The sequence below is a fragment of the Geobacillus sp. 46C-IIa genome (assembly GCF_014679505.1).
Lineage (GTDB): Bacteria > Bacillota > Bacilli > Bacillales > Anoxybacillaceae > Geobacillus.
The window spans coordinates 1430237-1452941 of the sequence record NZ_CP061474.1 but is presented as its reverse complement, the minus strand read 5'-3'; the positions used below and the strand labels follow the sequence as shown (position 1 = coordinate 1452941).

Annotated in this window: 18 protein-coding genes; 4 read left to right on the top strand and 14 right to left on the bottom strand. The window is 47.2% G+C overall.

Going from position 1 to position 22705, the window contains the following annotated elements; all coding sequences use genetic code 11:
- Positions 1 to 392: 392 nt before the first annotated feature.
- The 4 genes from IC803_RS07325 to IC803_RS07310 form a co-directional block, all read right to left on the bottom strand.
- Positions 393 to 3527 carry an alpha-mannosidase gene (locus IC803_RS07325; RefSeq protein ID WP_081208798.1) on the bottom strand — a complete coding sequence of 1045 codons (3135 nt, stop codon included), beginning with the start codon at positions 3525 to 3527 and terminating at the stop codon, positions 393 to 395.
- Between the two features lie 43 nt (positions 3528 to 3570).
- On the bottom strand, positions 3571 to 4395 hold the full coding sequence (locus tag IC803_RS07320; protein ID WP_081208919.1) for a carbohydrate ABC transporter permease: 825 nt from the start codon (positions 4393 to 4395) through the stop codon (positions 3571 to 3573).
- Positions 4396 to 4416: 21 nt separating this feature from the next.
- Positions 4417 to 5352 carry a carbohydrate ABC transporter permease gene (locus IC803_RS07315; RefSeq protein ID WP_223812038.1) on the bottom strand — a complete coding sequence of 312 codons (936 nt, stop codon included), beginning with the start codon at positions 5350 to 5352 and terminating at the stop codon, positions 4417 to 4419.
- A 72-nt stretch (positions 5353 to 5424) separates the two neighbouring features.
- On the bottom strand, positions 5425 to 6825 hold the full coding sequence (locus tag IC803_RS07310) for an extracellular solute-binding protein (RefSeq protein WP_081208800.1): 1401 nt from the start codon (positions 6823 to 6825) through the stop codon (positions 5425 to 5427).
- A gap of 363 nt (positions 6826 to 7188) precedes the next feature.
- On the opposite strand from IC803_RS07310, the gene IC803_RS07305 reads away from it, so the two are divergent.
- On the top strand, positions 7189 to 8298 hold the full coding sequence (locus tag IC803_RS07305; protein ID WP_081208802.1) for a GntR family transcriptional regulator: 1110 nt from the start codon (positions 7189 to 7191) through the stop codon (positions 8296 to 8298).
- Positions 8299 to 8397: 99 nt separating this feature from the next.
- On the opposite strand, the gene IC803_RS07300 is transcribed toward IC803_RS07305, so the two are convergent.
- Together IC803_RS07300 and IC803_RS07295 are read right to left on the bottom strand one after the other, a co-directional pair.
- Positions 8398 to 9162 (bottom strand): enoyl-CoA hydratase, encoded by a 765-nt coding sequence (locus IC803_RS07300; protein ID WP_081208804.1) that lies wholly within the window; start codon positions 9160 to 9162, stop codon positions 8398 to 8400.
- Between the two features lie 134 nt (positions 9163 to 9296).
- Positions 9297 to 10733, bottom strand: coding sequence for an aldehyde dehydrogenase family protein (locus IC803_RS07295; RefSeq protein ID WP_081208806.1), 1437 nt, complete (start codon positions 10731 to 10733; stop codon positions 9297 to 9299).
- Between the two features lie 35 nt (positions 10734 to 10768).
- On the opposite strand from IC803_RS07295, the gene IC803_RS07290 reads away from it, so the two are divergent.
- Together IC803_RS07290 and IC803_RS07285 are read left to right on the top strand one after the other, a co-directional pair.
- The gene (locus IC803_RS07290) at positions 10769 to 11233 is read left to right on the top strand and encodes a hypothetical protein (protein WP_143421082.1); all 465 of its coding nucleotides are present in this window, start codon (positions 10769 to 10771) and stop codon (positions 11231 to 11233) included.
- Complete coding sequence (locus IC803_RS07285) at positions 11230 to 11880, top strand: cyclase family protein (RefSeq protein ID WP_081208808.1); 651 nt, start codon at positions 11230 to 11232, stop codon at positions 11878 to 11880. Before IC803_RS07290 ends, IC803_RS07285 begins: the two co-directional genes overlap by 4 nt.
- 66 nt (positions 11881 to 11946) lie before the next feature.
- Here IC803_RS07285 and IC803_RS07280 read toward each other — a convergent pair whose 3' ends face one another.
- The gene (locus tag IC803_RS07280) at positions 11947 to 12498 is read right to left on the bottom strand and encodes a sugar O-acetyltransferase (protein WP_081208810.1); all 552 of its coding nucleotides are present in this window, start codon (positions 12496 to 12498) and stop codon (positions 11947 to 11949) included.
- A gap of 78 nt (positions 12499 to 12576) precedes the next feature.
- Positions 12577 to 13941 carry a D-serine ammonia-lyase gene (locus tag IC803_RS07275; protein ID WP_081208812.1) on the bottom strand — a complete coding sequence of 455 codons (1365 nt, stop codon included), beginning with the start codon at positions 13939 to 13941 and terminating at the stop codon, positions 12577 to 12579.
- A gap of 87 nt (positions 13942 to 14028) precedes the next feature.
- Here IC803_RS07275 and IC803_RS07270 point away from each other — a divergent pair, with 87 nt between their 5' ends.
- Positions 14029 to 14514: a GNAT family N-acetyltransferase gene (locus IC803_RS07270; RefSeq protein WP_081208814.1), complete on the top strand. Its 486-nt coding sequence runs from the start codon at positions 14029 to 14031 to the stop codon at positions 14512 to 14514.
- 281 nt (positions 14515 to 14795) lie between these two features.
- Here IC803_RS07270 and IC803_RS07265 read toward each other — a convergent pair whose 3' ends face one another.
- The 6 genes from IC803_RS07265 to IC803_RS07240 form a co-directional block, all read right to left on the bottom strand.
- Positions 14796 to 16139 carry a GntP family permease gene (locus IC803_RS07265; RefSeq protein WP_081208816.1) on the bottom strand — a complete coding sequence of 448 codons (1344 nt, stop codon included), beginning with the start codon at positions 16137 to 16139 and terminating at the stop codon, positions 14796 to 14798.
- Between the two features lie 112 nt (positions 16140 to 16251).
- The gene (locus tag IC803_RS07260) at positions 16252 to 17799 is read right to left on the bottom strand and encodes a gluconokinase (RefSeq protein ID WP_081208818.1); all 1548 of its coding nucleotides are present in this window, start codon (positions 17797 to 17799) and stop codon (positions 16252 to 16254) included.
- Positions 17800 to 17815: 16 nt separating this feature from the next.
- Positions 17816 to 18832 (bottom strand): LacI family DNA-binding transcriptional regulator, encoded by a 1017-nt coding sequence (locus tag IC803_RS07255; RefSeq protein ID WP_081208820.1) that lies wholly within the window; start codon positions 18830 to 18832, stop codon positions 17816 to 17818.
- A gap of 453 nt (positions 18833 to 19285) precedes the next feature.
- The gene (locus IC803_RS07250) at positions 19286 to 20221 is read right to left on the bottom strand and encodes an AEC family transporter (RefSeq protein ID WP_081208822.1); all 936 of its coding nucleotides are present in this window, start codon (positions 20219 to 20221) and stop codon (positions 19286 to 19288) included.
- Positions 20222 to 20298: 77 nt separating this feature from the next.
- A complete protein-coding gene (locus IC803_RS07245; RefSeq protein WP_081208824.1) occupies positions 20299 to 20985 on the bottom strand; it encodes a response regulator in 687 nt (228 codons plus the stop codon).
- A 77-nt stretch (positions 20986 to 21062) separates the two neighbouring features.
- Entirely contained in the window at positions 21063 to 22658 is a 1596-nt protein-coding gene (locus tag IC803_RS07240) for an ATP-binding protein (RefSeq protein WP_081208826.1), read from the bottom strand.
- Positions 22659 to 22705: the final 47 nt, after the last annotated feature.

The following is a 22705-nucleotide window of genomic DNA, read 5'->3' as shown; positions in this document are numbered from 1 at the left end:
AATGAGTCATAGTCCTTCCCAGTGTCGAATCTTAGAGACAATTTTCAAAGTGATTTGGCGCCAATGGACAAGAAGGACAAGCGGGATTCCCTTTTCTGGATTCCGGCACGCCAAAAAACCGTTTTCCCCTCTTTTTTCCAAATCAGACATAATCGTTCCAGAAATACAAACAAATGTACGATAAAGATACATAATTTTCTCGATTTCGGCTATCCGAACTATTAATAACGGAGGTTCACCGCGAAATTCGGGATGAAGGTAATACATTCTTTTCGTTCGAGAATCCTTTTATTCGAGACGGATGAGCGTGAAACGTGAATATACAAATATCCCCTTATGGTCATAAAAGCAACTCTAATACCAATAAGGGGATATAGCAGTCATTCGATATACTATTTTAAATCTATAAGAAATGTTTTAATCTCATATGGATTTATATCAAACTCCAACTTCTCATCTACCTTCTTCTCCCCTATTCCTCTTTCCATAAGATCACACTCTTGCCAGGCAGAGATAGACAAGTCACTTGTTATATACACTTTGCCTCTCCTTCCTGTAAATTCATGTAAACGGAGAACAATTTGATTGGTATCTTCCGCTTTTTTGACAGCATCAATCATGATGTTATTTGCATTAACATGAAACAGTGAAAATGTTTCTTTAACGGGTTTCCCTATCCTGTAAGTCAACGGATTATTCAAATACCACGCTTCTTTTACTGTCTGTCCTTCTACCCAATCGCCCACATGCGGAAGTAAGGAATAAGTGAAAATGTGATGTCCTTGGTCTTGCTTGTAATCTGGGTAGGTGGCAGATTTAATCAATGATAGCCTCATAACATTATCTTTAATGTCATAACCGTATTTGCAATCATTCAACAAACTAACCCCATATCCCGTTTCCGATAAATCAGCCCATTGATGCGCAACTGTTTCAAACTTGGCATAATCCCAACTTGTGTTCCAGTGAGTAGGTCTTTTTACATTGCCAAATTGGATATCATAAGTCGCCAGCGTAGAACGAATCTTTACAGGGAACGCCACCTTCAACAATTGGTTTTGCTCTTTCCAGTCTACCTCTGTTTTAAAATCGATTCTTCTGCTATGTGCATATACAATCATATCCTGTTTAATCGAAGAGTCCATATATCCCCATTCAAAATGGACAATGGCATAAAGCGGGGTGATCTCTTTTACACTTACACGTCGTAAATCTTCTACTTCCCTCTTTTTCTCCTGGTAGAATATATCAATATCCCAAGCATCGAAGCGCAGAGGTTTATCCTCAAATACTTGCAATACGTTTCCACATTTCCCGTCATCTAAGACCTCTCGTTTTGCCTCGAAGTCGTAAATGGAGGTAATTTGTCCTTTATCATTCCATTTAATTTTGTAGTACGGTGAAGTAATTTCAGAGGAGCCAATATGGAATAAATCCGTTTGATCCAAAGTATTCCCCGATTCCTCACCATACAATCGAATTGTACTGAATCCTAGAGACGGAACATCTTCTACTAATACAACCCAACTGTCACCGACTCTTTCTGCTTTTAACTCCTTCCCTGATCCATCCTTCCATATTCCTTTTTTGGTCTCTGCCGTTACTGGAACTCGGATTAAATCTGTTCTTACCCATGGAGAAGAATTAAACACTGTAACCGTTCTCTCTTCTTGCCGAATTATGATACTCTTGCTCAGATTTTCCCAAGCGCTTGATGCATACTTTTCAGCCGTTTCATATTCCTCTTTACTATCCTCATACACTTCACGAATCGATGAGCCAGGAATAATATCGTGAAACTGGTTGCGCAGAATGATCTTCCATCCCTTATTCAGCTGTTCAGAAGGATAATGGGACCAATCAGAGTTTAACATTGCTGACACGATTCCCATCCACTCTGTCTCGCGATACAGAAGCTCCATCTTTCGGTTCATTCTCTTATTGTAAGCTTGGCTTGTATAAGTTCCGCGATGATACTCAAGATAAAGTTCTCCATCCCATACGTGTATATACTGATCGGTCTCTTTAATTTTTTTATGTAACCGTTCAAAAAACTCATCTGCCCTACCCGTTTCTACATTTGGCAATCCGGGAATATCGTTTAGGCGGCGGCGCATCTCTAACATTTCCCTATTGACTCCTCCCCCGCCATCTCCATAACCGTATGATAGAAGCAATTCTTGGTTAATGGCCTTATCCCTGTATGAATTCCAAATTCCTTGCACCGTCTCCGGCGTAATTACTCCATTATAGGTGTAGAACCACCAATTTTTGTTCGGTTCCGGGGTTGTAATAAAATGTGTAAGAACTTCACTTCCGTCAATCCCCCTCCACAAGAATGTATCATGGGGCATTCTATTATATTGGTTCCAACTAATTTTCGTAGTCATAAATGTATGAATCCCTGATTTTTTTAGAATCTGCGGTAAAGCCCAGTTATAGCCAAATACATCCGGGAGCCATAAATATTTACACTCTACACCGAACTCATTGCGCAAAAAACGAGTTCCCGTGAGTATTTGCCGCACCAATGATTCTCCGGAGGGAATGTTACAATCCGCTTCTAGCCACATCGTTCCTCCTGCTTCCCAACGCCCTTCCGCAATCCGCTTCCGAATTTGCTCGAATATTTCAGGATAATCTGATTTAATATATTCGTATAGCTGAGGCTGGGTTTGCAAAAAAATGTACTCTGGATATTTCTCCATCAGTCGAAGCACTGTAGAAAATGATCTCGCCGCCTTCTCCCTTGTATGCTTAAGGCGCCAAAGCCAGGCAACATCGATGTGTGTGTGCCCAATACAACGAACCGTTACCGGGTGTTTTTTCTCCATTTTCTTTAATTCATCTTTAAGTACCTGAAGAGCGATAGCGACAGAATGATAGAATGAGTCAGATTTAGGTCTTGACCAGTCAATTTGCCGAAATGCGCGATCCAATAGCGAGAGAAGTAACTGGCGTTCAGGAGAGTGCCGATCAAGAATTCTCACCGTGCCAAGAATAGCTTTTCCAGTAAAAAACAAATCATCAGTAACCTCATCGAGCCAAGCTATCTCTGCCCGTTTTATCTTATGTTCCTGTGGTTTCGGAATTCCTCCCCCTTCAAGCCCTGACCAGAGGCGAAACGTTAAACTCAGTTTAGAGCCAGCCGCCTCTTTCGGAAAAAATACTTCCATATGATTCGAATCGACACCTTGGTACGGAACCCCGTTGAAATATAAAAGTGACTCAAATCCTGAGTTATTTCCCCCACCTGTTTTACCAAAATCAAATATACCTACTATTTCCCTTCCTTCCCATTGTTCCGGAATATCAATATCGATTTGAAGCCAGGCATAGGTATCCCTCCCACTCCAGTAGTCACCTAGTCTAATAATCTCCCATTCCTTCGTTTCGGGCGGGCGGGCACCTATCGCGCCTTTTTCATCGACTAAAAAACGAAACTCTGGGATCGAAATTGCTTCACGATAACGATACTCTGACAACTCATTAATACGAGCTTCTAGTTTCTCTTCAGTCAAAAACATATCAAATCTCCTCCACCCAATATTTTATTACCGTAAGTTTCGCTTATCCTTTTGTTGCCCCTGCAAAACTAAACCCTTCGGACATAAAGCGTTGACTAATCGTGTAAAGAACGATAGGAGGGATTGTGTAAATTAGCGAAAAAGCAGCCAGTTTTCCGTATTCAACCATGCCGTATTGTCCAAAAAACTGGTAAATCGTTACAGACGCCGGAAGCTTTTCTGGAGATTGTATTAAGATGTAAGGAACGAAAAAATTCCCCCAGCTTAAAGTAAAAGTAAAAATTGCAACTGTACAGATTCCCGGAATCATCAATGGGGCTACGACTTTTTGAAGTCCTTTCAACACTGATGCCCCATCTATCCATGCAGACTCCTCTAATTCAAGCGGTACGGCATCCATAAAGTTTTTTGTCATCCAAATTGCATAAGGTAATGAGGAGGATGCAAGAAATAACATTGTCCCCAACAACGAGTCATGTAAATTCAAAAACATAAACAATTGATACACAGGAACCATTACAGCGGTAATTGGTAATGATGTCATAAATAAAATGGTCAAAAGAAAAGGCTTCTTATATTTGAGTTGATATCTCGATAACGGATACGCTGCTAATGTAGCGGCTACCACCGTTATAATTGCCTGACCAAGCGAGAGAAAAACTCCGATTAACAGAGACTGCTGATTTGCCTTGTCTGCCAAAACCGAAGCAAAGTTCTCCACACTAACCGTCTTCGGGATCTTCAATGATACTGTAGCATGAGGATCAAACGATGAAAAAAGGATCCATAGCAGAGGTAACAAAAACACTATTCCTATGAAGCTAAGTACAATGTATGGAATAACCTTCTCCAATGTACGATTGGCCATCTTCATTTCCACCTCTTTCCCTTACACTTTAACTTTTAACAGACGAATATATAGTAAGCTTGCAATTATTCCAATTAGCAGCATGGCCAATGAAATAGCGGTTCCGTACCCTAACTGGTAGTTAACAAAAGCCTGATTGTACATATAAATCGGGAGTGTTTGAGTTGCCATTCCGGGTCCTCCACCCGTTAAGGCGTAAATTAACGTGAATACACCTAATGTTTGTAATGTAACAAGAATCATGTTTGTAACAATTTGTCCCTTAATCACAGGAATAATGATTTTCCACAACCTCTGCCATCTTGTTGCACCGTCAATAATCGCCGCTTCTTCTAACGACTTAGGAACATTGTCGAGAGCAGATTGGAATACTAACATAGAAAATGCTGTTCCATGCCAAATATTAGCGATAACTACACTAACCATCGGAAAAGTAAATAACCATGCAATAGGTTTAATCCCGATCCATTGGAGTATAGTATTTAATGTGCCTTGTTCATTTAAAAAAGCAAAAAATGCAAATGCAACAACAATTTCTGGCGTAACCCACCCTGCAAGCACAGTAGTTCCTATAATACGCCGGAATGTACGATTTCTTTCTTTCATTAACAGCGCTAGTATAAATCCTAAAACTTGCTGCCCAATAACAGCGGAAAAAACAAGGAAAACTACCGTTTTAACAACGCTGACTCGAAAGTTAGGATCTGAAAACATATACATAAAGTTTTTAAAGCCAACAAACTCTATTGCTTGGGCACTTGTACCGGTAAGCGACATGTTAGTAAAGGCAAAATAAAAAGTTAGTAAAATCGGTCCTGCAAAGAAAATCACTAATAGAGAGCAGGCAGGAAACAAGAATAAAATCGATCTTAATACCAAACGGTGATCCTTTTTATTCCGAGTATACGAAAAACGTTGTAGGTTTCCATGAGCATTTTTTTTTACATCGACATTCATAGCATTCTCCTTCCAAAAAAGTGTTGTAAAAGTGATCATCTTATCAGATGATCACTTTTTATCCATTCTCTTCTATTTCCGCACTTCTACATTTTCCTTACCTACTACACGTGTAACCTCTCTGGCGTATTGCTCCATCGCCTCTTTAGGACTGAGGCTTCCTGTAGCAACCGCTTCGACGGCTGCTTGAATAGCAGTAGAAACCGCTGGATATTTATCTACCCCAGGTCTAAAGTGTGTAAATTTAATAAAGCTGGCCGCTTCTTTTGTGACACTTCCAGGAGCGTTAAGCACTTCTGGATCCTCAGCAACATCAAGACGCGGAGTTAAATCTCCTTGTTTCAGGACATACAATTTGTTATACTTTTCGCTTGTAGCCAACTTAATAAACTCCCATGCTAAATCCTTATTGTCCGCTTTGCTAGGAATCGATAGCGCCCAACCTCCAGACATGGAAGTAAAGCCAGGATCTTGCCCATGCTGTGTCGGCATTGCCGTCAGTTTATATACTTCTGTCCCTTCTGGCCAAGGCGCAGCCCCCCCTTCTCTCCAAACCCCCGGAACCCAGTTCCCGTTTAGTACAATACCTACCTTTTCTTTCGGCATTAACTCTGTTTGAACAATATCTCCTGCTTTTCCGGTTAATACTTGTGACAGTTCCGGACCTAGATCATTTGAATAGATTTGATGGATGAACTCAAGAGAGTCCAAAAACCCTTGGCTCTTCACAATCCATTTTTTTGTGTCAAAGTTGTATAAAGTATCCTCTGTCCCATACAAAAGCATTTCAAATGTCTGCATTGATGTGGCCTCACCTGTTGCCTTGCCGGAGTTTGCCCAGAATGGGACGACACCTGGTACTTTTTCTTTAATGGTTTTGGCAGCTTCTAGCACATCATCCCAGTTTTTTGGGTTCCACGGTACCGGAAGGCCTGCTTGACGAAAAATATTGACGTTATACCAAAGGCCGCGTGTATCGGTGCTATAAGGAATACCATATACCTTTCCATCGACAGCTGTTACCCCTTGCTTGACCCTGTCGTTAAAATTTTTCCAATCATCCCACTGCTCGATGTACTTATCTAGAGGGTCGATATTGCCAGCAGCCGCATCAGAGTTAATCATAAAAGTATCTTCCGTAACGATATCAGGGGCTGTTTGCTCATTCTTTACCATCAAAGCGAGTTTGGCAAAAAAGTCTCCTTCCGATGCCTGAATGGGTACAAATCGAACTTTTACATCCGGATGTTGTTGCTCAAACTCCGTTTTTACAGCATTTAACCATTCTTTTAAACCTACACTCCCGGAGCCGAAATCTCGGAAAGCGATTTCAATAGTGTTTTTAGAACTGCTAGCGTTGTTATTCCTTCCTTGATTAGAGGACAGATTAGAACAAGCTCCCAACATCAACACAATTGAAATCAGCAATATTGAAACGAGCCTCTTAGCAGGAGACAAAAACATATAATACATCAATCCCCTCTCATAATTTAAAGATCGTGCACGTCTCTCCCATAAGAAATCGATCCTTCCCTTTTAGAGCAAACAATAGGATTAAAGCTCGAATATCTCCCCTTTATTAGTTTCCCTAATTAACCTTAGCATCACCACCCTAACTTGTAATATGATGTATATTCAATATTATAACTGAATATTAACACAATTCAGCAATATTGTAAACTCCTAATTTAAAACTAAACCAACTCATCTTTTTCGTTTGAAATTTAAAACGAAAAATTATAATATTGCCTTCACTTTACAAAACCTAAACCAAGTTGTATATTTGTTATATACTAAGTAAAGGGGGAATCTTCTATAGTTAGAGTCCCGTTCTATATGCAAATACGCCAGTACATTGTCGATAATATTCAACAAAAGAAGTGGAAGCCTGACGATAAAATTCCTTCCGAAAACGAACTAGCTGAAAAGTTTAAAGTTAGCAGAATTACCGTAAAAAAAGCATTAGATTCCTTAGTAGAGGAGGGGATTATTTATCGCATTCAAGGCAGAGGTTCGTTTGTAGCCAAGGAAAAAGATTCCCAAAATCTTATTTATCAGAACAAAATGTCACAAAGAAATATGAACAAACTGATAGCTTGTATTATCCCACGCTTAAATAGTCAGTTTATAACTATTATGGTGGGCGAAATCGAGAAGCTTCTCTCTCAATACGGTTACCGCATGATTTTATGTCAAACATACGATTCGCAACAACTCGAAACGCAAATATTAAAAGAGGTTCTTCGGTTGGGCGTGGACGGAATAATGATTTACCCCGCGGAAGGTGAAACGTATAATGAGGAGATTCTTAAACTAACTATAGAAAAGTTTCCACTTGTACTTATAGACCGTTACTTTCGTGGGATTGGGGCTAATAGCGTCTGTACGGACAATATTTTAGGTGCCTACGAGGCAACAATACATTTGCTTGAGCTAGGGCACTCTAAAATAGGAATAATTTCTAGTATTCCAGACGGAACAACTAGCGTGGAAGATAGGATTAAAGGATTTGAAAAGGCATTAACAGAACATAATGTTCCTATTGACCATCATTTGTATCTCTTAGATCTTACATTTGAGGAGCATAACAATACAAATAAGGATAAAATCTGGGATTTCCTCTCCAATCACCGAGATGTTTCCGCCTTATTTGTAGTAAATAATGGACTAACAGTTATGGAAGTAGCCCTAGAAATGGGTTTTACCATTCCACAAGATTTATCTATTATCATGTTTGACGACTATGAGTTCTCTCATCTTCTTAAGGTCCCGCCTACATGTATGAGACAACAGGAAAAATTATTGGGACAAGAGGCTGTAAAACTAATCATATCGACAATTGAAAATCCGTTACAAAAACGTCAGCAAATCTTTATACCGCCAAAACTTATTGTTAGAAACTCGACTACTCTATGTAAAACAGGCGCTAATCAACAAGTGAATTAACAGAGCCTTCCCATGTAAGGCGGATACTCGTACTCAAAAGCAAACTCCTGCCAATACCCAAGTGAGTGTAATTAGGCAGGAGTTAGCCGTTTCATCCCTCTACCTCCCCCGAAACACCGGCTTCCGCTTTTCTAAAAAGGCGCGGACGCCTTCGCGGTGGTCTTCGGTTTGCCGCATGCGCTGTTGGGCGTCGGTTTCAAGCTCCAAAACACGAAGCAAGTTCGCCTTTGTTTGCTCGGCATACAACAATTTCGTGGCGATCATGGCTTGGAGCGGTTTTTCCTGCAAGGAAGCGATCCATTGTTCCGCTTGCTCCTCACTATCGACAACAAGGTCGACGAGGCCAAGCTGCTGCGCTTCGTCGGCGCTCATCGGTTTTCCTTCCCAAATGATCTGTTTCGCTTTTGCCGTACCGACGCGCTGCGCCAAGAGGAAATGCCCGCCGCCGTCAGGAACGAGGCCGATGCCGATGAAGTTCATGGCAAGACGCGCTTCTTTCGTGGCGATGAGGTAATCGCTCGCCAACGCAAGGCTGAACCCAAGGCCAGCAGCGGGCCCATGGATGAGCGAAACGGTGATTTTCGGCATCGTATACATGAGCATGATCATCTCTTGAATCGTTTTCATCACCGTCTGAAATTGGCCCGGGTCATCGACGGAAAGCATCGTCTTGATGTCGCCGCCTGCCGAGAATCCTCTTCCCTTGCCGCGGATGACGACAACGGAAGCATCACTCTCCTGGATTTGCCGCAACGCGTCGACAAGTTCCGTTAACATTTGCCCATCCATCGCATTGAGCGCCTGCGGGCGGTTCAGCTCCAAAATCGCTTTGTTTTGGTCAAATGTCAGCACAACCGTTTCCATCGCTCTCCCCCTCTGAATGGTCGTTCATTTATTTAATTTCCCTAGCAAAGGTGAAAACTCCTGTTTCCGCATGAAAAAAATGGACGCTCTTCTCGCAAAGAACGTCCCCTGTCGCATTGTAATTTCTTGTTGCTTCAATTTTCGTTGAAAATAATCAACTTCAACTCGGTCATTTCTTCGATCGCATAGCGGAGCCCCTCGCGCCCAAACCCGCTTTCTTTCACGCCGCCGTACGGCATATGGTCAACGCGGAACGTTGGAATGTCGTTGATGAGCACCCCGCCGACGTGCAGTTGTTTCGCCGCTTTCCATGCGATATGGACGTTATCGGTGTAGATGCCCGCCTGCAAGCCGTAGCGTGAGTCGTTGACACGCGCAATCGCCTCGTCGATTGAGCGGACGCGGTTGATCAAGACGATCGGAGCGAATACTTCTTGGCATGACACTTTCATCGTCGGTTCGGCATCGACAATGACCGTCGGAAGCAAGATATTGCCGTCGCGCTCGCCTCCGAGGACGACATTCGCACCGCCTTGTTTCGCCTCTTCAATCCAAGCAAGCGCGCGATCGACATCGCTTGGTGTGATCAGCGCCGACACATCGGTTGCTGGATCGAGCGGGTCGCCTGTTTTCAGCCGTTTCGCGGCAGCGACGAATTTTTCAACGAACTCGTCATAGCGTTTTTCATGGACATAGATGCGTTGGAGCGAAATGCACACTTGCCCTTGGAACGTGAACGCGCCAAAGACGCAACGCGCGATGATGCGGTCAAGATCGACCTGCTCATCGATGATGACGGCCGAGTTCGAGCCAAGCTCTAACGTCACCCGCTTTAAGCCCGCTTTATTGCGGATCGCGATGCCCACTTCCGGGCTGCCAGTGAACGTGATCATGCTGATGCGCGGGTCGGTGACGATTTTGTCGCCGACCGTGCGGCCGCTTCCGGTGACGACGTTGAGCGCCCCTTTCGGCAGGCCGGCTTTCTCGAACAGTTCGGCGATAAAGTAGGCCGACAGCGGCGTTTGGCTGGCCGGTTTTAACACAACGGTGTTGCCCGAGGCGATGGCCGGGCCGAGTTTGTGAGCGACTAAGTTCATCGGGAAGTTAAACGGCGTGATCGCTCCAATGACGCCGATCGGCTCACGGACCGTCAAGGCGATGCGATTTTCCCCGCCCGGCGCTGCGTCGAGCGGCAACGTTTCGCCATGAATGCGTTTGGCTTCTTCGGCGGCGAATGTATACGTCTGGATCGTGCGGGCGACTTCTCCTTTCGCCGTTGTGATCGGTTTGGCGGCTTCAAGAGCGATCAGCTTCGCCGCTTCTTCTTGCCGCTCTTTCAGTTGCTCGACGACCCGCTCTAAAATCGCGGCTCGTTCATGCGCAGGCATGGCTGCCATCGTTTGACGCGCCGCATACGCCGCGGCGATCGCCTCATCGACTTCTTGTTCGGTGGCCATCGGAATTTCGGCAATCGTCTCGCGCGAATACGGTGATTTCAGTTCGGTGTAAGACTTCGCTTCCCGCCATTCGCCGTTGATGTATAATTTCTTTTTCTGTACCGCTGTTTTCATTTGCTTCACCCTTTCTATGTTTTCAGCATGCGCCCTTGGCTGATGTGGTTCCTTTATCGCTATATGTCTGGCACGCCCTGCTTATTTGTTTCATTCGCCATCGTACTTGGAAATCCTTCATCTTTTCCAGAAAGACGGCAACCGCCACCAGGAAAGATTTTCAAATCTTCATCTCTTCACTTTCATGTCGACTGGCAAACAAGTGGATGCTGCTCCCATTATACATCTCTATCGTTTGCTTGGCCGCAAAAATGCTTGTTGATATGGCGAATTCCCCTCACACAAAGGTAAAGCGGGGCCCCATCGCTCGCTTACAGACATTAGCCAGTCTGATTGATGAATATGTTCGCTGGCACAGCGATTCATCCGATGAGCGTCTGTGCGACATAGATGGGCAGCGCTTTTGGCCGGAGGTTGTTTCTCAAGCTTTCTTTTCTATACGTTTTCATTATACGATGAAAGCAACAAACCACTTTTCAAAGGGGAGAATGAAGCAATGATCATCAAAAAACTCATCGACCTCACCATGCCGCTGACATCCCAACTTCCCATCTACCCTGGGGACCCAAAGCCGCACATCGAACCGGCGGCAACGTTCGCTGCTGACGGCTACTGCGTCAGCCGGCTTGTGCTCGGTTCGCATAGCGGCACTCATGTCGATGCGCCGTTCCATTTTTGTGAGCACGGCTGGCGGTTGGATGAGGTGCCGCTCACTTATTTTCTTGGCCGCGGTATCGTGATCGATGCCACCGGGAAAGGGGAAGGGGAAGCGGTGACGATGGCGGATGCCGCCCCGTATATGCCGCGGCTGTCGCCTGGGACGATCGTTTTGTTTCACACCGGCTGGTCGTCATGCGCTGGGACGGAGCGGTATTTTCGCCACCCGTACGTCGCCCCGGATGTGATTGAAGCGATGCTCGAACGAGGGGTTCGCACGTTTTTGATCGATGCCCTGAATATCGACCCGCCCGACGGCTCTTCATTTCGCGCTCACGAACTTATTCTCGGCGCCAACGGGGTGATTGGGGAAAATTTCGCAAACCTCGATCAAATCGATTTTGATGACCCGTACATCATCGCCTTGCCCCTTTCCGTGCCTGGCGGCGACGGCTCGCCCGTTCGGGCGGTGGCGGTGCAGTGGGCGTGACGAGGGGATCGGACATACGAAACGCCCCGTATCCCCTTCGATGCGGGGCGCCCGCCGCTAGTTATTTTACCACTTGATGACTGTCGCTGGGTTTCCGCCAACAACCGCGTTAGCGGGAACATCTTTCGTCACGACGGCGCCTGAGGCGATGACGGCGTTGTCACCGACCGTGACGCCCGGGTTGATCACAGCCCGGCCCCCGATCCAAACGTTATCGCCGATGACGACCGGTTTTCCGTATTCACGGCCGCTGTTTCGCTCATGTGGATCAAGCGGATGCGTCGCGGTATAAATGTGCACGCCAGGACCGATATAACAATGGTCGCCGATCCGCACTTCACAGACGTCTAAAATGACGCCATCAAAGTTCATGAAAAAATGTTCACCAACATGAATGTTATACCCATAATCACAGCGGAAGTTCGGTTCAATGTACAGCTGTTTTCCTGTTGAGCCGAACAGTTCCTTTAACAATTGAACCCGCTTTTCATATTCCGTTTCCAATGTTTCATTATATAAGCGAACGAGCCGTCTCGCCCGCTCCCGCTCTTTCACAAGCTGCGGATCGGCAGGATTGTACAAGCGGCCGGCCAGCATGTTTTCTTTTTCTGTTCTCAATCACATAACCTCCATCTGCAAACGTCTTTCTTGTGTGAAACATAGCATCGGCCGAAAAAGCCGTCATGCCAGGTGGCATCACCCTCTTTGCCGGCGTTTCCCTTCCTGATAGTAGGCGTCCATCACGTCCTTCGGCACCATGCTTCCACCTGTGGCCCAGCAAATATGGGTGGCTTGGTTCAATTTTTCTTTCAAATGATGCTGCTTGAGATATGTTTGCCCTGCTTGGTCTTGACACAAACGAACAGGCCCTGCGACTCCTGCCAATGCGGACGGTTCCAAGCGAATCCCCTCCGTATCCATCATCGCCGCGAGCAGCTGATAAAGAGTGGAATCGTCCACTGTATAGACGCCGCTGATGACGTTTTCCAACATCTTTCCGACGAATCCCGAAGGCCGGCCGACGGCCAGCCCGTCGGCTTCAGTTTGGTTATCAATGCCAAAATCTTGCACCGAGACGCGATCGTGCTGTCCCGTCATCAGTCCAAGCAGCATGCAAGGCGAATGGGTCGGTTCGGCGAAAAAGCAATGAACATGATCCCCATACGCGAGTTTCAAGCCAAACGTCACCCCGCCCGGCCCGCCGCCAACCCCGCACGGAAGATATACAAACAACGGATGATCTTCATCGACAGTGATGTTCTCGTCTTCTAACTGTTGCTTCAACCTCAATGCCGCCACCGCGTATCCTAAAAACAAATGAGTCGAATTCTCATCGTCGATAAAATACGAGGTGGGATCCTCGGCAGATTGTCTTCTCGCCTCTTCGACCACGTTGTTATAATCGGTGAGATGTTCGACCACCGTCACCCCTTTGCTTCGCAACAAATCTTTCTTCCATTGTTTGGCGTCCGCCGACATATGAACCGTCACATGAAATCCGAGCCGTGCCCCGATGATTCCGATGCTAAGGCCTAAATTTCCCGTCGAACCGACAACAAGCGAGTAGCGGGAAAAGAACTGTCGAAACTCCTCGCCAGCGAAGACCGCGTAATCATCCTCTATGGAAATCAAACCGTTGGCGAGCGCGAGGTCTTCGGCATGTTTCAACACTTCATAAATCCCCCCTCTCGCCTTGATCGATCCGGAAATGGGAAGATGACTGTCGCATTTTAGCCATACTTCCCCTTCGATCGGCTGCCCGCTCATCTGTTCCAAATACCGTTGCATTTTCGGAATCTTTATTAACGGCGATTCAATGATTCCACCAGTGTCCCGCGTTTCCGGAAACACCTTGGCGATATACGGGGCAAAGCGTGCCAACCGCTCTTCGGCTTCCTTGACATCGCGTTCGCCGAGTGAAAGAGGCGAAACAACTGGGTCGAATGAACAATAGTTTGGATTTGGCCAAAACACTTCTTCTGTTCTGGTCATATTTTCTAACAACGGAAGTTCCTTGATCCATTGTAGAATCGTTTTTCCCGCTACGATTCGGTTCTCCATGTATTTCCTCCTTATCCATATGTAAAAAGCATCTACTTCCAGTATAATAGAAAACGTGAATTGCTGGTATAGGGGAGGGAAACCGTCTTGAACATCGTCCCAATGAAACAGTTGGACCGCGCCATGGTCAACCAGTTTTTCACTGACCATTGGGGAAGTGTACAAATGGTTGTGTCGACTGGTGTTTATGACTGCGGTGAACTGGATGGGTTTGCGGCTGTCGGGAATGGGCAACGCATCATCGGCCTTATTACATTCCTCATTCGCCAAAATGCATGCGAGATCGTCTCGTTAGACAGCTTAGTGGAAAATCAGGGCGTCGGCAGCGCCCTTTTGCACGAGGCAGAAACATGGGCGAGGCAACGAGGGTGCACCGCTGTTCGATTGATCACGACGAATGACAACTTGCATGCGCTTCGTTTCTACCAAAAGCGCGGCTATCAAATCATAACTGTCTTTCCGAACGCTGTCGACAAAGCACGGCAAATCAAGCCAAGCATTCCGCTGATGAGCGCTGATGGCATTCCGATTCGGGATGAATTGTTGCTTGTGAAACGGCTTAATGATCAGTAAAAAACAGCTTGACGAAAAGCGACCATCTTCTTTCGGCAATGATTTTTTATGGCATGGAAATCCATTCTTTATTTAATTAAAAAAGCATGGTTCACCGCACTTGCAATGAAAGCACCATCTCTCTGGATAGATCGTGACAAAAAAGTTGACCCAGAAATCATTGATCCCCAATGGCACACGAGACATAAAATTGCAAAGCTGCTCAGTGTGTATATCGTAATGAGAAAGGGTGTCTCGTTGCTTTTGAGACACCCTCTCAATCATCTTCTTTACTCCATTTTTTATGCCACAAACAAACTCAAAACCAATACAACAGCAAACCCGACGAGAGCAATCAACGTCTCCATGACTGTCCACGATTTCAGCGTATCCTTCACATCAAGACCGAAATAACGGTTGACGAGCCAAAAACCAGAGTCGTTAACGTGTGAAAGGATCGTTGCCCCAGCAGCGATGGCAATAACAATCATTCCTAAAATCGGACCGCTTAATCCAAGTGTTTCAATTAACGGTGCCATCAGCCCAGCAGCTGTCACCATGGCTACGGTTGCCGAACCTTGGGAAACGCGGACGATCGCAGCAATGAGAAACGCCAGTACGATCGGCGGCAAGGAAGAAGCTGCCATCATATCAGCTAGTACTTTTCCGACACCAGAATCGATCAAAATTTGTTTGAACACACCTCCAGCTCCGGTGACAAGAATAATGATACCCGCTGGTTCCAATGATTTCGTCGCAATATCTTGCACTTCCTGCTTGGTGAACCCTCTTTTTTGCCCAAGCAAGTAAAACGCCAACAAAGTCGAAATCGTCAGTGCGACAAACGGATGACCTAAAAAGGTTAAGAACGTCCTTACCCCGTTCCCCTCTGGCAAAATAGCTCCTGAAACCGTATTCAACAAAATCAACACGAGCGGAATAAAGATGATCCCGACAATCGTCCCAAAGCCCGGGAGATCTTTCTCCCATTGCTTTTCTTTCATATCCATATACTCTGGGATGGTGGCGTGAATTTTTTTAGCAATATACTTTCCAAACAGCGGGCCAGCTACAATCATCGCTGGGAGACCGGCGATAAACCCGAATAAAATGACCCATCCAAGATCAGCGCCAATCAAATCTGCGACAGCAATCGGACCCGGCGTTGGCGGCACGAAACTATGCGTGACAGCTAACCCAGCTAAAAGCGGGATGCCATAATACAAAAGCGAACGCCCTGTTTTCCGCGCTAATCCATAGACAATGGGAACAAGAATAATGAAGCCAACATCAAAAAAGACTGGAATCGCGACGATAAATCCTGTCAGACCAAGCGCCCATTGCGCTTTACTCTCCCCGAACTTATTGATGAGCGTCTGAGCGAGACGTTCGGCTCCCCCAGATACTTCAAGCATTTGTCCAAACATAGCCCCTAATCCAACAACAACTGCCACAAAGCCGAGTGTGCCGCCCATCCCGTTTTGAATCGACTCAATGACTTTGTCTAGCGGCATGCCAGCGGCTGCCCCCACAAGCAAACTAACAAGCAACAAGGCAACAAATGCGTGAAGCTTTGAACGAATAATTAAAAACAATAGTAAACTAATCCCGGCAATGACGATAAGGATCAATGCTGAGTCAGACATTTTTCTTCCTCCTGTTCATCAAAGTCGCCTCAACTGTGTAGGGAAACGAAAGAGAAAGCGTTGCTTGCAAACTCATTCTCTCCCGTTAATAAACCGATTTAGTTAAAAAATGCTATTCTCCGCTCCGCCGCTGAAACGCAGCGATGATGTCAAACTCCTCTTTTAACCGCTCATACAAACGCGCATACAAATCAAACAGCTCGGCGTAAATAAGCGTATGTTCTTCCTTCGGCTCGTGGCGGGCCGTTGTGTCGATCCACGTTTTCACCATTTCCAAAGATGGCAATTCCCCTAACGCATGGAGCGCCACCGCCGCCGCTCCCAACGCCGACGCCTCGTGCGTCTGCGGCACGATGAGCGGCTTGCCGAGCATATCGGAAAGCATTTGCCGCCAAAACGGCGATTTCGCAAATCCGCCTGAGACGCGGATTTCCGCCATTGGCCCTGTGACGTCGCGGATGGCGAGCGCCACCGATACGATGCTGAAGCAGACGCCTTCCATCACGGCGCGGATGAAATGCTCGCGCTTATGATGAAGCCCAAGGCCAAAAAACGTTCCGCGCGCGTTCGCGTTCCAATGCGGCGCCCGCTCGCCTGATAAGAACGGCAAAAACACCAGTCCTTCCGCTCCGGGCGCGACGCGTTCCGCATACTTCGTCAATAAGTCGTACGGATCGATGCCGAGCTTTTTCGCCACTTCCCGCTCTTGGGCGCCAAACTCATCGCGCAGCCAGCGAAGCAAAATGCCGCCGTTGTTTGTCGGACCACCAACAACCCAATAGCCAGGCGTCAACGCATAACAAAACGTCCGCCCTTTTTCATCGGTTGTTGGTGCAGCGGTGATCGTCCGCACCGCCCCGCTCGTCCCGATCGTAATGGCCGCTTCACCCGGGAGCACCGCACCGACACCGATGTTGGCCAACACGCCGTCACTCGCACCGATGACGACCGGCACATCCGCAGCGACTCCCATTTTTTCCGCCCATTCTTTCTTCATCCCTTGCAAGATGTGCGTCGCCGGGACTAAACGCGGCAGCCGCTCGCGGCTCATGCCAAGAAATGAAAGCACATCCTCATCCCAATCAAGCGTATCTAAGCGGAACAAACCGGTCGCTGAAGAGAGTGAATGATCAGCGATATAATCGCCATATAGGCGGTAAAGCACATAATCTTTCACAGAGACAAACCAGCGGGCTTGCCGAAACACATCCGGCTGCTCCTCTTTGAGCCAAAGCAATTTCGGCAGCGGAGACATCGGATGGATTGGCGTTCCCGTCCGCCGATAGATGTCAAGCCCATGGTGCTCTTTCAGCAACCGCTCTGCTTGGGCGACGCTTCGGTTATCGGCCCAAATGATGAGACGGGTGAGCGGACATCCTGACTCGTCCAGCGCCATGATCGAGTGCATCGCCGCACTCAACCCAATTGCTTTCACCTGCTCTGGGCGGATGCCATGGCGGACCGTCACCGCCCCGACAGCTTGAATGACTGTCGCAAACAGCTCTTCCGGGTCTTGTTCGGCAAAGCCTGGATGCGGCTGAATGATTGGATAGTCCACGGCATGGGAAGCCAACACTCGCCCCCGTTCGCCGAAGACGACCGCTTTCGTGCTCGTTGTTCCGATATCAATGCCAATGACAACATCCTCATAAATCGCCATCGTTTCTCCTCCCTTCCTATTTGCTCTCCCGTCTGATCGATGTCCGTTTCACCAACGTCGGAGAGAAACGAAACACATGCGGTTTGTTTATCCGCCCGCGGTCCATTTGCTCGAACACGCGCTCGGCCGCTTTTTTCCCCATCGCAAACGTCGGCTGGGCGATCGTCGTCAGCGCTGGCGTGTAAATATCGGCAAATGGCACATCATCAACATTGATCAGCCCTAACTCGTCCGGCACACGAATGCCAGTTTCTTTGACAAACCGCAAAATGCCCATTAATGTCAAGTCGTTAATCGCAAATAACGCGTTCGGCCGTTTGGGGTCAGCGAACCGCTTTTGCAATTCTCTAGGCAGCGCCGCAGCCTCGGCAGCGATCACGCTCCCCGCACCGACTTCGAGGTTTCTTTTTTCCATTGCCGCCTGAAATCCTTGAAGCCGTTCCATCCGCGGCACGTTGTGGGCGACAAGCGGCGGGGTGACAATGGCGATGCGGTCATAACCATGGGCCGCCAAATAATCGACCGCCATCTCCGCCGCGCCAAAGTTGTCCAACAGCACACTGTCCGCCTCAACCCCCGGCACCACCCGGTCAACAAAGACGAGCGGAAACCGTTCAGCGACAAGATGACGATAAACGTCTTCATTTTTCCCCGTCGGAAAGACGATCAACCCGTCCACTTGTTTCGCAAGCAGCGTATCGACGTATGTTTTCTCTTTTTCCGGGTCATCACCGGAGTTGCAGACGATCACTTGAAACCCACGCTTTTGGCATTCTTCTTCAATGGCGTGCAGCACTTGCGTCGTCAACATATGAAGCATATTAAACACGATCACGCCAATCGTGGCCGTTGTCTTTTGTTTCAAACTGCGGGCAATCACGTTCGGTTGGTAGCCAAGTTCTTCGATCGCCTGGGCAATGCGCTTCCTTGTTTCTTCGCTCATATATTCATAGCGTTTATTCAAATATTGTGAGACCGTGCTTTTGGAAACGTTGGCCAATTTCGCGACATCAGCCATCGTTACTTTTTTCAATCGGGATCCCTCTCTTATACTAAATCGATTTAGTTCAAAAACGCTTTCATAAACCGGTTTAGCTTTATTATAAAACAAGTGAAAGCGGTTTACAATAGTTTTTCATCGAAACTCTAAAAGGCGGGTGAAAAACGGGTGCCGCTCAGCGTCATTGAGCAAATCGATAAAAAAGAAAGCTGATTCCGCAAAGTTTTTCTAATTGAGCAACAACTGGAACTAGCAGTGTTTTGTACTAAATCACCAGCCTCCTAAAAGACTGATCGACGACGGCGGGGTTGTCATGACGGGTGTGCTTGCGCCATGGCAGTGTGCGCAGCTCCACCGTCAGAAAACAAAAGTAACCGAGGATTTTGACGCCAAAAACCATTGTCGTCGATCCCCCGGGATTTTTGCACGATTGGAGGTCGACGACAAATTATAAAAATAGCACCATGCCGTGCTTGGCGCCCGTTTTCATCCGCCAATCGGAAACAGCAGCCGTGCTGTATACACAACGCCGGTAACGGTAATGGCGCTCAACAAGGTCGACACCAGCACTGCCTGGGCAGCATAGTCTGGGTGGCAGTCATACTCGAGTGCATACAGCGCCGTATTGCGCGAACACGGATACGAGCTGGCGATCAGCAACGCTTGGGCCGTCACGCCATCGATTCCTAATAGAAGGATCAAAGACGCAGCCAACAGCGGCGACAAAATCAAACGCCCGAACACACTCGCATACACAAGCGGTGGCAAGACAGTAAAACGAGCGTAGGCAACTTGCGCACCTAAGGTAAAAAGAGCAATGGCTAAAAACGCGTCGGCAACCCGCTGGAGCGGCGTCCACAAAAATGATGGGATTGGGGTGTGAAGCCATCGGCAGAGCGCGCCGAGCAACAAGGCGTGAAGGACTGGATTTTTCCATATCTCAGCGGCCCATTTCCCCTTTTTTCCGTTTCCTGACACAAACTGATACACCCCATATGTATTGGTCAAGAAATTTTGAAAGATGGTGACGATGATTTGAATTGCCGCCCCGAGCGGCTGCTGGTGAAACACCAATTGGCTCACTGGAATGCCAAAGTTGCCAGAGTTGTTGAGCACAATTGTATTTTGAAACACCGCTGACAAACTTCGTTCTAGTTTCAATAGTTTCGCCATCACCATACTCAAAACCATCAGTCCGCCGTTTTGCAACAGAAGAAACACCAAGATGGCCGCCAACACCTTCCCGTTCAACTTGCTATCATACACATTGATAAATGCGACCGCCGGCAACAGGACATACATGTTCAGTTTGGACAACGTACTCATATCAAAACGAAATAAACGGTGGAGCCATGCCCCCAAGCCGACGGTCAACAACATAGGAACCATCACTTGAAGCAAAATGCCACTAAAAATGGCCAAGATGTTTCCCCCACTTTCTTTTTCATATGGCCATGCAACTGCCTATGTGCCCCTTCTCGGGAACACCCAACTCTTGTTCACGCTTTCTTCCGATAAATCCGTTCTGGACGACCGACCGACCCGTAAGCAATGTCGGCTGTTACTTGGCCGACCGCGACGAGATACTCCAAGTAGCGGCGGGCTGTTGTTCGGCTTGTGCCGATTTGCCGTCCGACTTCTTCGGCCGTCACACCATCTTGACATTGTTTCACAACCATAAGCACTTTTTCAAGGGTTAGCGGCTGGATGCCTTTCGGAAGCATAGGCTGGTCCCTAACTGGGGCTTCCCGCCCAATCAGTTTGTCGATATCCTCTTGATCGATCCACTCTTTTTCTTTCATCCATCGTTGCATTTTGGCATAATATTCTTTATACCGATGTAAAGTTTCGGCAAATCGATCAAACATAATCGGTTTGATAATATAGTCAAACACCCCGCCATGCAGCGCTTGCTTCAAGGCATCCACTTCCCGTGCTGCTGTGATCATGATGATATCGATATTGGAAAAGCGTTGACGAACCCATTTTAAGAAAGAGAGGCCGTTCATATCCGGAAAATAGACATCAAGCAACAACACGTCGGGTTGCAGCACCTCCGTCAATTCCCTCGCCTCTTCGGCGTTCGTCGCCATGCCGACCACTTCGTAACCATTCACTTTCTCGACAAAACGTCGATTAATTTCAGCGATGCGACGATCGTCTTCAATAATCAGTACGCGAATCATCCCACTGGCTTCCCTCCTCCAGAGCTATTGATGAATGAAGATGCCGCTTCCTTTGATGCATTAAAATATGTTCAGCACTACTGATTGGCATGGTTCACTCGCTTTGGAATAATGACGGTAAACACCGTTCCCTCCCCTTGTTTCGACTCATATGTGATTTGTCCGCCAATCATTTCCAACGCCTTCTTGACAAGATCGAGCCCATACCCGCGAAGGCCGCTCACTTTCGTCGAAAAGCCACGGTCGTATATCCGTTCTGCCACAGCCGGGTCGATGCCTAATCCGTTATCTTCAACTTCAATAATCAAATCATTGCCGAGGTCGGTCAAGAAAATGGCCACCCGTTTCTCTTCTTTTCCGTTGTGGAGAACGGCTTCCAGGGCATTATCCAACAAGTTGCCGATAATCGTCACCAAATGATCGCGATCAATCCATGTCGGCACATCGCGGAAACTGCTTTCCTGGTCAATGGTGAACGTAATTTTCAACTCATTGGCTCGGTTGAACTTGCCAATCATCAATCCGCCAATGATCGGGTCGGGAATTTCTTTCATGACAAAGCGAACGATGTTCTGTTGCAAATCGGTTTCTTTTGTAATGAGTTCAAGCGCTTCCTCGTACGATTCCAGTTGAATGAGGCCAGAGATCAAATACAGTTTGTTGGAAAATTCATGCGTTTGCGCCCGCAAGGCATCTGCGTATGCCCGGAGCTGGGACAGCTCTTTTGTGAGGCGGTACAGCTCCGACTTGTTGCGAAACGTCGATACTGCTCCAATAACACGCCCTTGCTTGTCCTTGATCGGAATTCGGTTCGCGATAACGGTCCCTTCCCCTAAAACCATCTCATCATCATATTCCGCCTGTCCCGTTCGGATCACCTCGGGCAAGCGAGAATGGGGAATGAGCCGCAAAATGGACATTCCCAATACATCGCGCTCATTCTCATGCCCAAGCAACTTCAGGGCGGTTTGATTAACCATCGTAACCGTTCCTTCGTGATTGATGGCAACGATTCCTTCACGAATCGCTTCTAAAATCGCCTGTTTTTCTTGATATAACAAACCGATTTCTTCTGGTTCGAGGCCGTGAATCGATTTTTTCACCGTCCTGGCGATCGCCACTGCGCCCACCGCCCCGAGCAAAAGGGCAAGAACGGAGAAGAGAAAGATCTTCAGGCTATATGACCACACCGTGCGCTGAATATCTTCTAGCAAAAAGCCAACCGAAACAATGCCGATCACATGTCCGTTTTCATTAAAAATCGGCGCCTTTCCGCGAATGGCCGGTCCAAGTGAGCCGACCGCCTCGGAAATAATGGCCTTGCCTTTGAGCACCTCCTCGTTGTCGCCCCCCACCATCGTTTTGCCGATCCGATCCGGCAACGGATGGGCATAACGGATGCCTTGACGGTTGCCAATGACGACGTATTCCGCCCCCGTCTTTTGGCGGATGTGCTCAGCAAACGGCTGCAAGCGCATTGACGGGTTCGGGTCGCGGAACGCCTCGCGCACGAGCGGAGTGGACGCGACGGTTTCCGCCACATTCAGCGCGCGCATGCCGATTTGTTGTTTGAGCGTCGCTGCAAACATATGTTGGAATAAAAACGTAAGAAACACGATGACAAATAAAAGCAGCGAACAAATGATCATCATTAATCGTGTTTGCAATTTCATGGCGACGTCCCCCAAGCGGAAAAATGAAAAGAAAGACCATCTTCCAA

Bases quoted from the DNA above. Each gene is read 5' to 3' on its own strand.
- IC803_RS07285 (WP_081208808.1), top strand. From the start codon at position 11,230: ATGATCATCAAAAAACTCATCGACCTCACCATGCCGCTGACATCCCAA.
- IC803_RS07320 (WP_081208919.1), bottom strand. From the start codon at position 4,395: ATGGCCAATCGTACATTGGAGAAGGTTATTCCATACATTGTACTTAGC.
- IC803_RS07245 (WP_081208824.1), bottom strand. From the start codon at position 20,985: ATGATTCGCGTACTGATTATTGAAGACGATCGTCGCATCGCTGAAATT.
- IC803_RS07240 (WP_081208826.1), bottom strand. From the start codon at position 22,658: ATGAAATTGCAAACACGATTAATGATGATCATTTGTTCGCTGCTTTTA.
- IC803_RS07260 (WP_081208818.1), bottom strand. From the start codon at position 17,799: ATGGCGATTTATGAGGATGTTGTCATTGGCATTGATATCGGAACAACG.
- IC803_RS07275 (WP_081208812.1), bottom strand. From the start codon at position 13,941: ATGGAGAACCGAATCGTAGCGGGAAAAACGATTCTACAATGGATCAAG.
- IC803_RS07265 (WP_081208816.1), bottom strand. From the start codon at position 16,139: ATGTCTGACTCAGCATTGATCCTTATCGTCATTGCCGGGATTAGTTTA.
- IC803_RS07305 (WP_081208802.1), top strand. From the start codon at position 7,189: ATGCAAATACGCCAGTACATTGTCGATAATATTCAACAAAAGAAGTGG.
- IC803_RS07300 (WP_081208804.1), bottom strand. From the start codon at position 9,162: ATGGAAACGGTTGTGCTGACATTTGACCAAAACAAAGCGATTTTGGAG.
- IC803_RS07295 (WP_081208806.1), bottom strand. From the start codon at position 10,733: ATGAAAACAGCGGTACAGAAAAAGAAATTATACATCAACGGCGAATGG.
- IC803_RS07310 (WP_081208800.1), bottom strand. From the start codon at position 6,825: ATGTATTATATGTTTTTGTCTCCTGCTAAGAGGCTCGTTTCAATATTG.
- IC803_RS07315 (WP_223812038.1), bottom strand. From the start codon at position 5,352: ATGAATGTCGATGTAAAAAAAAATGCTCATGGAAACCTACAACGTTTT.
- IC803_RS07325 (WP_081208798.1), bottom strand. From the start codon at position 3,527: ATGTTTTTGACTGAAGAGAAACTAGAAGCTCGTATTAATGAGTTGTCA.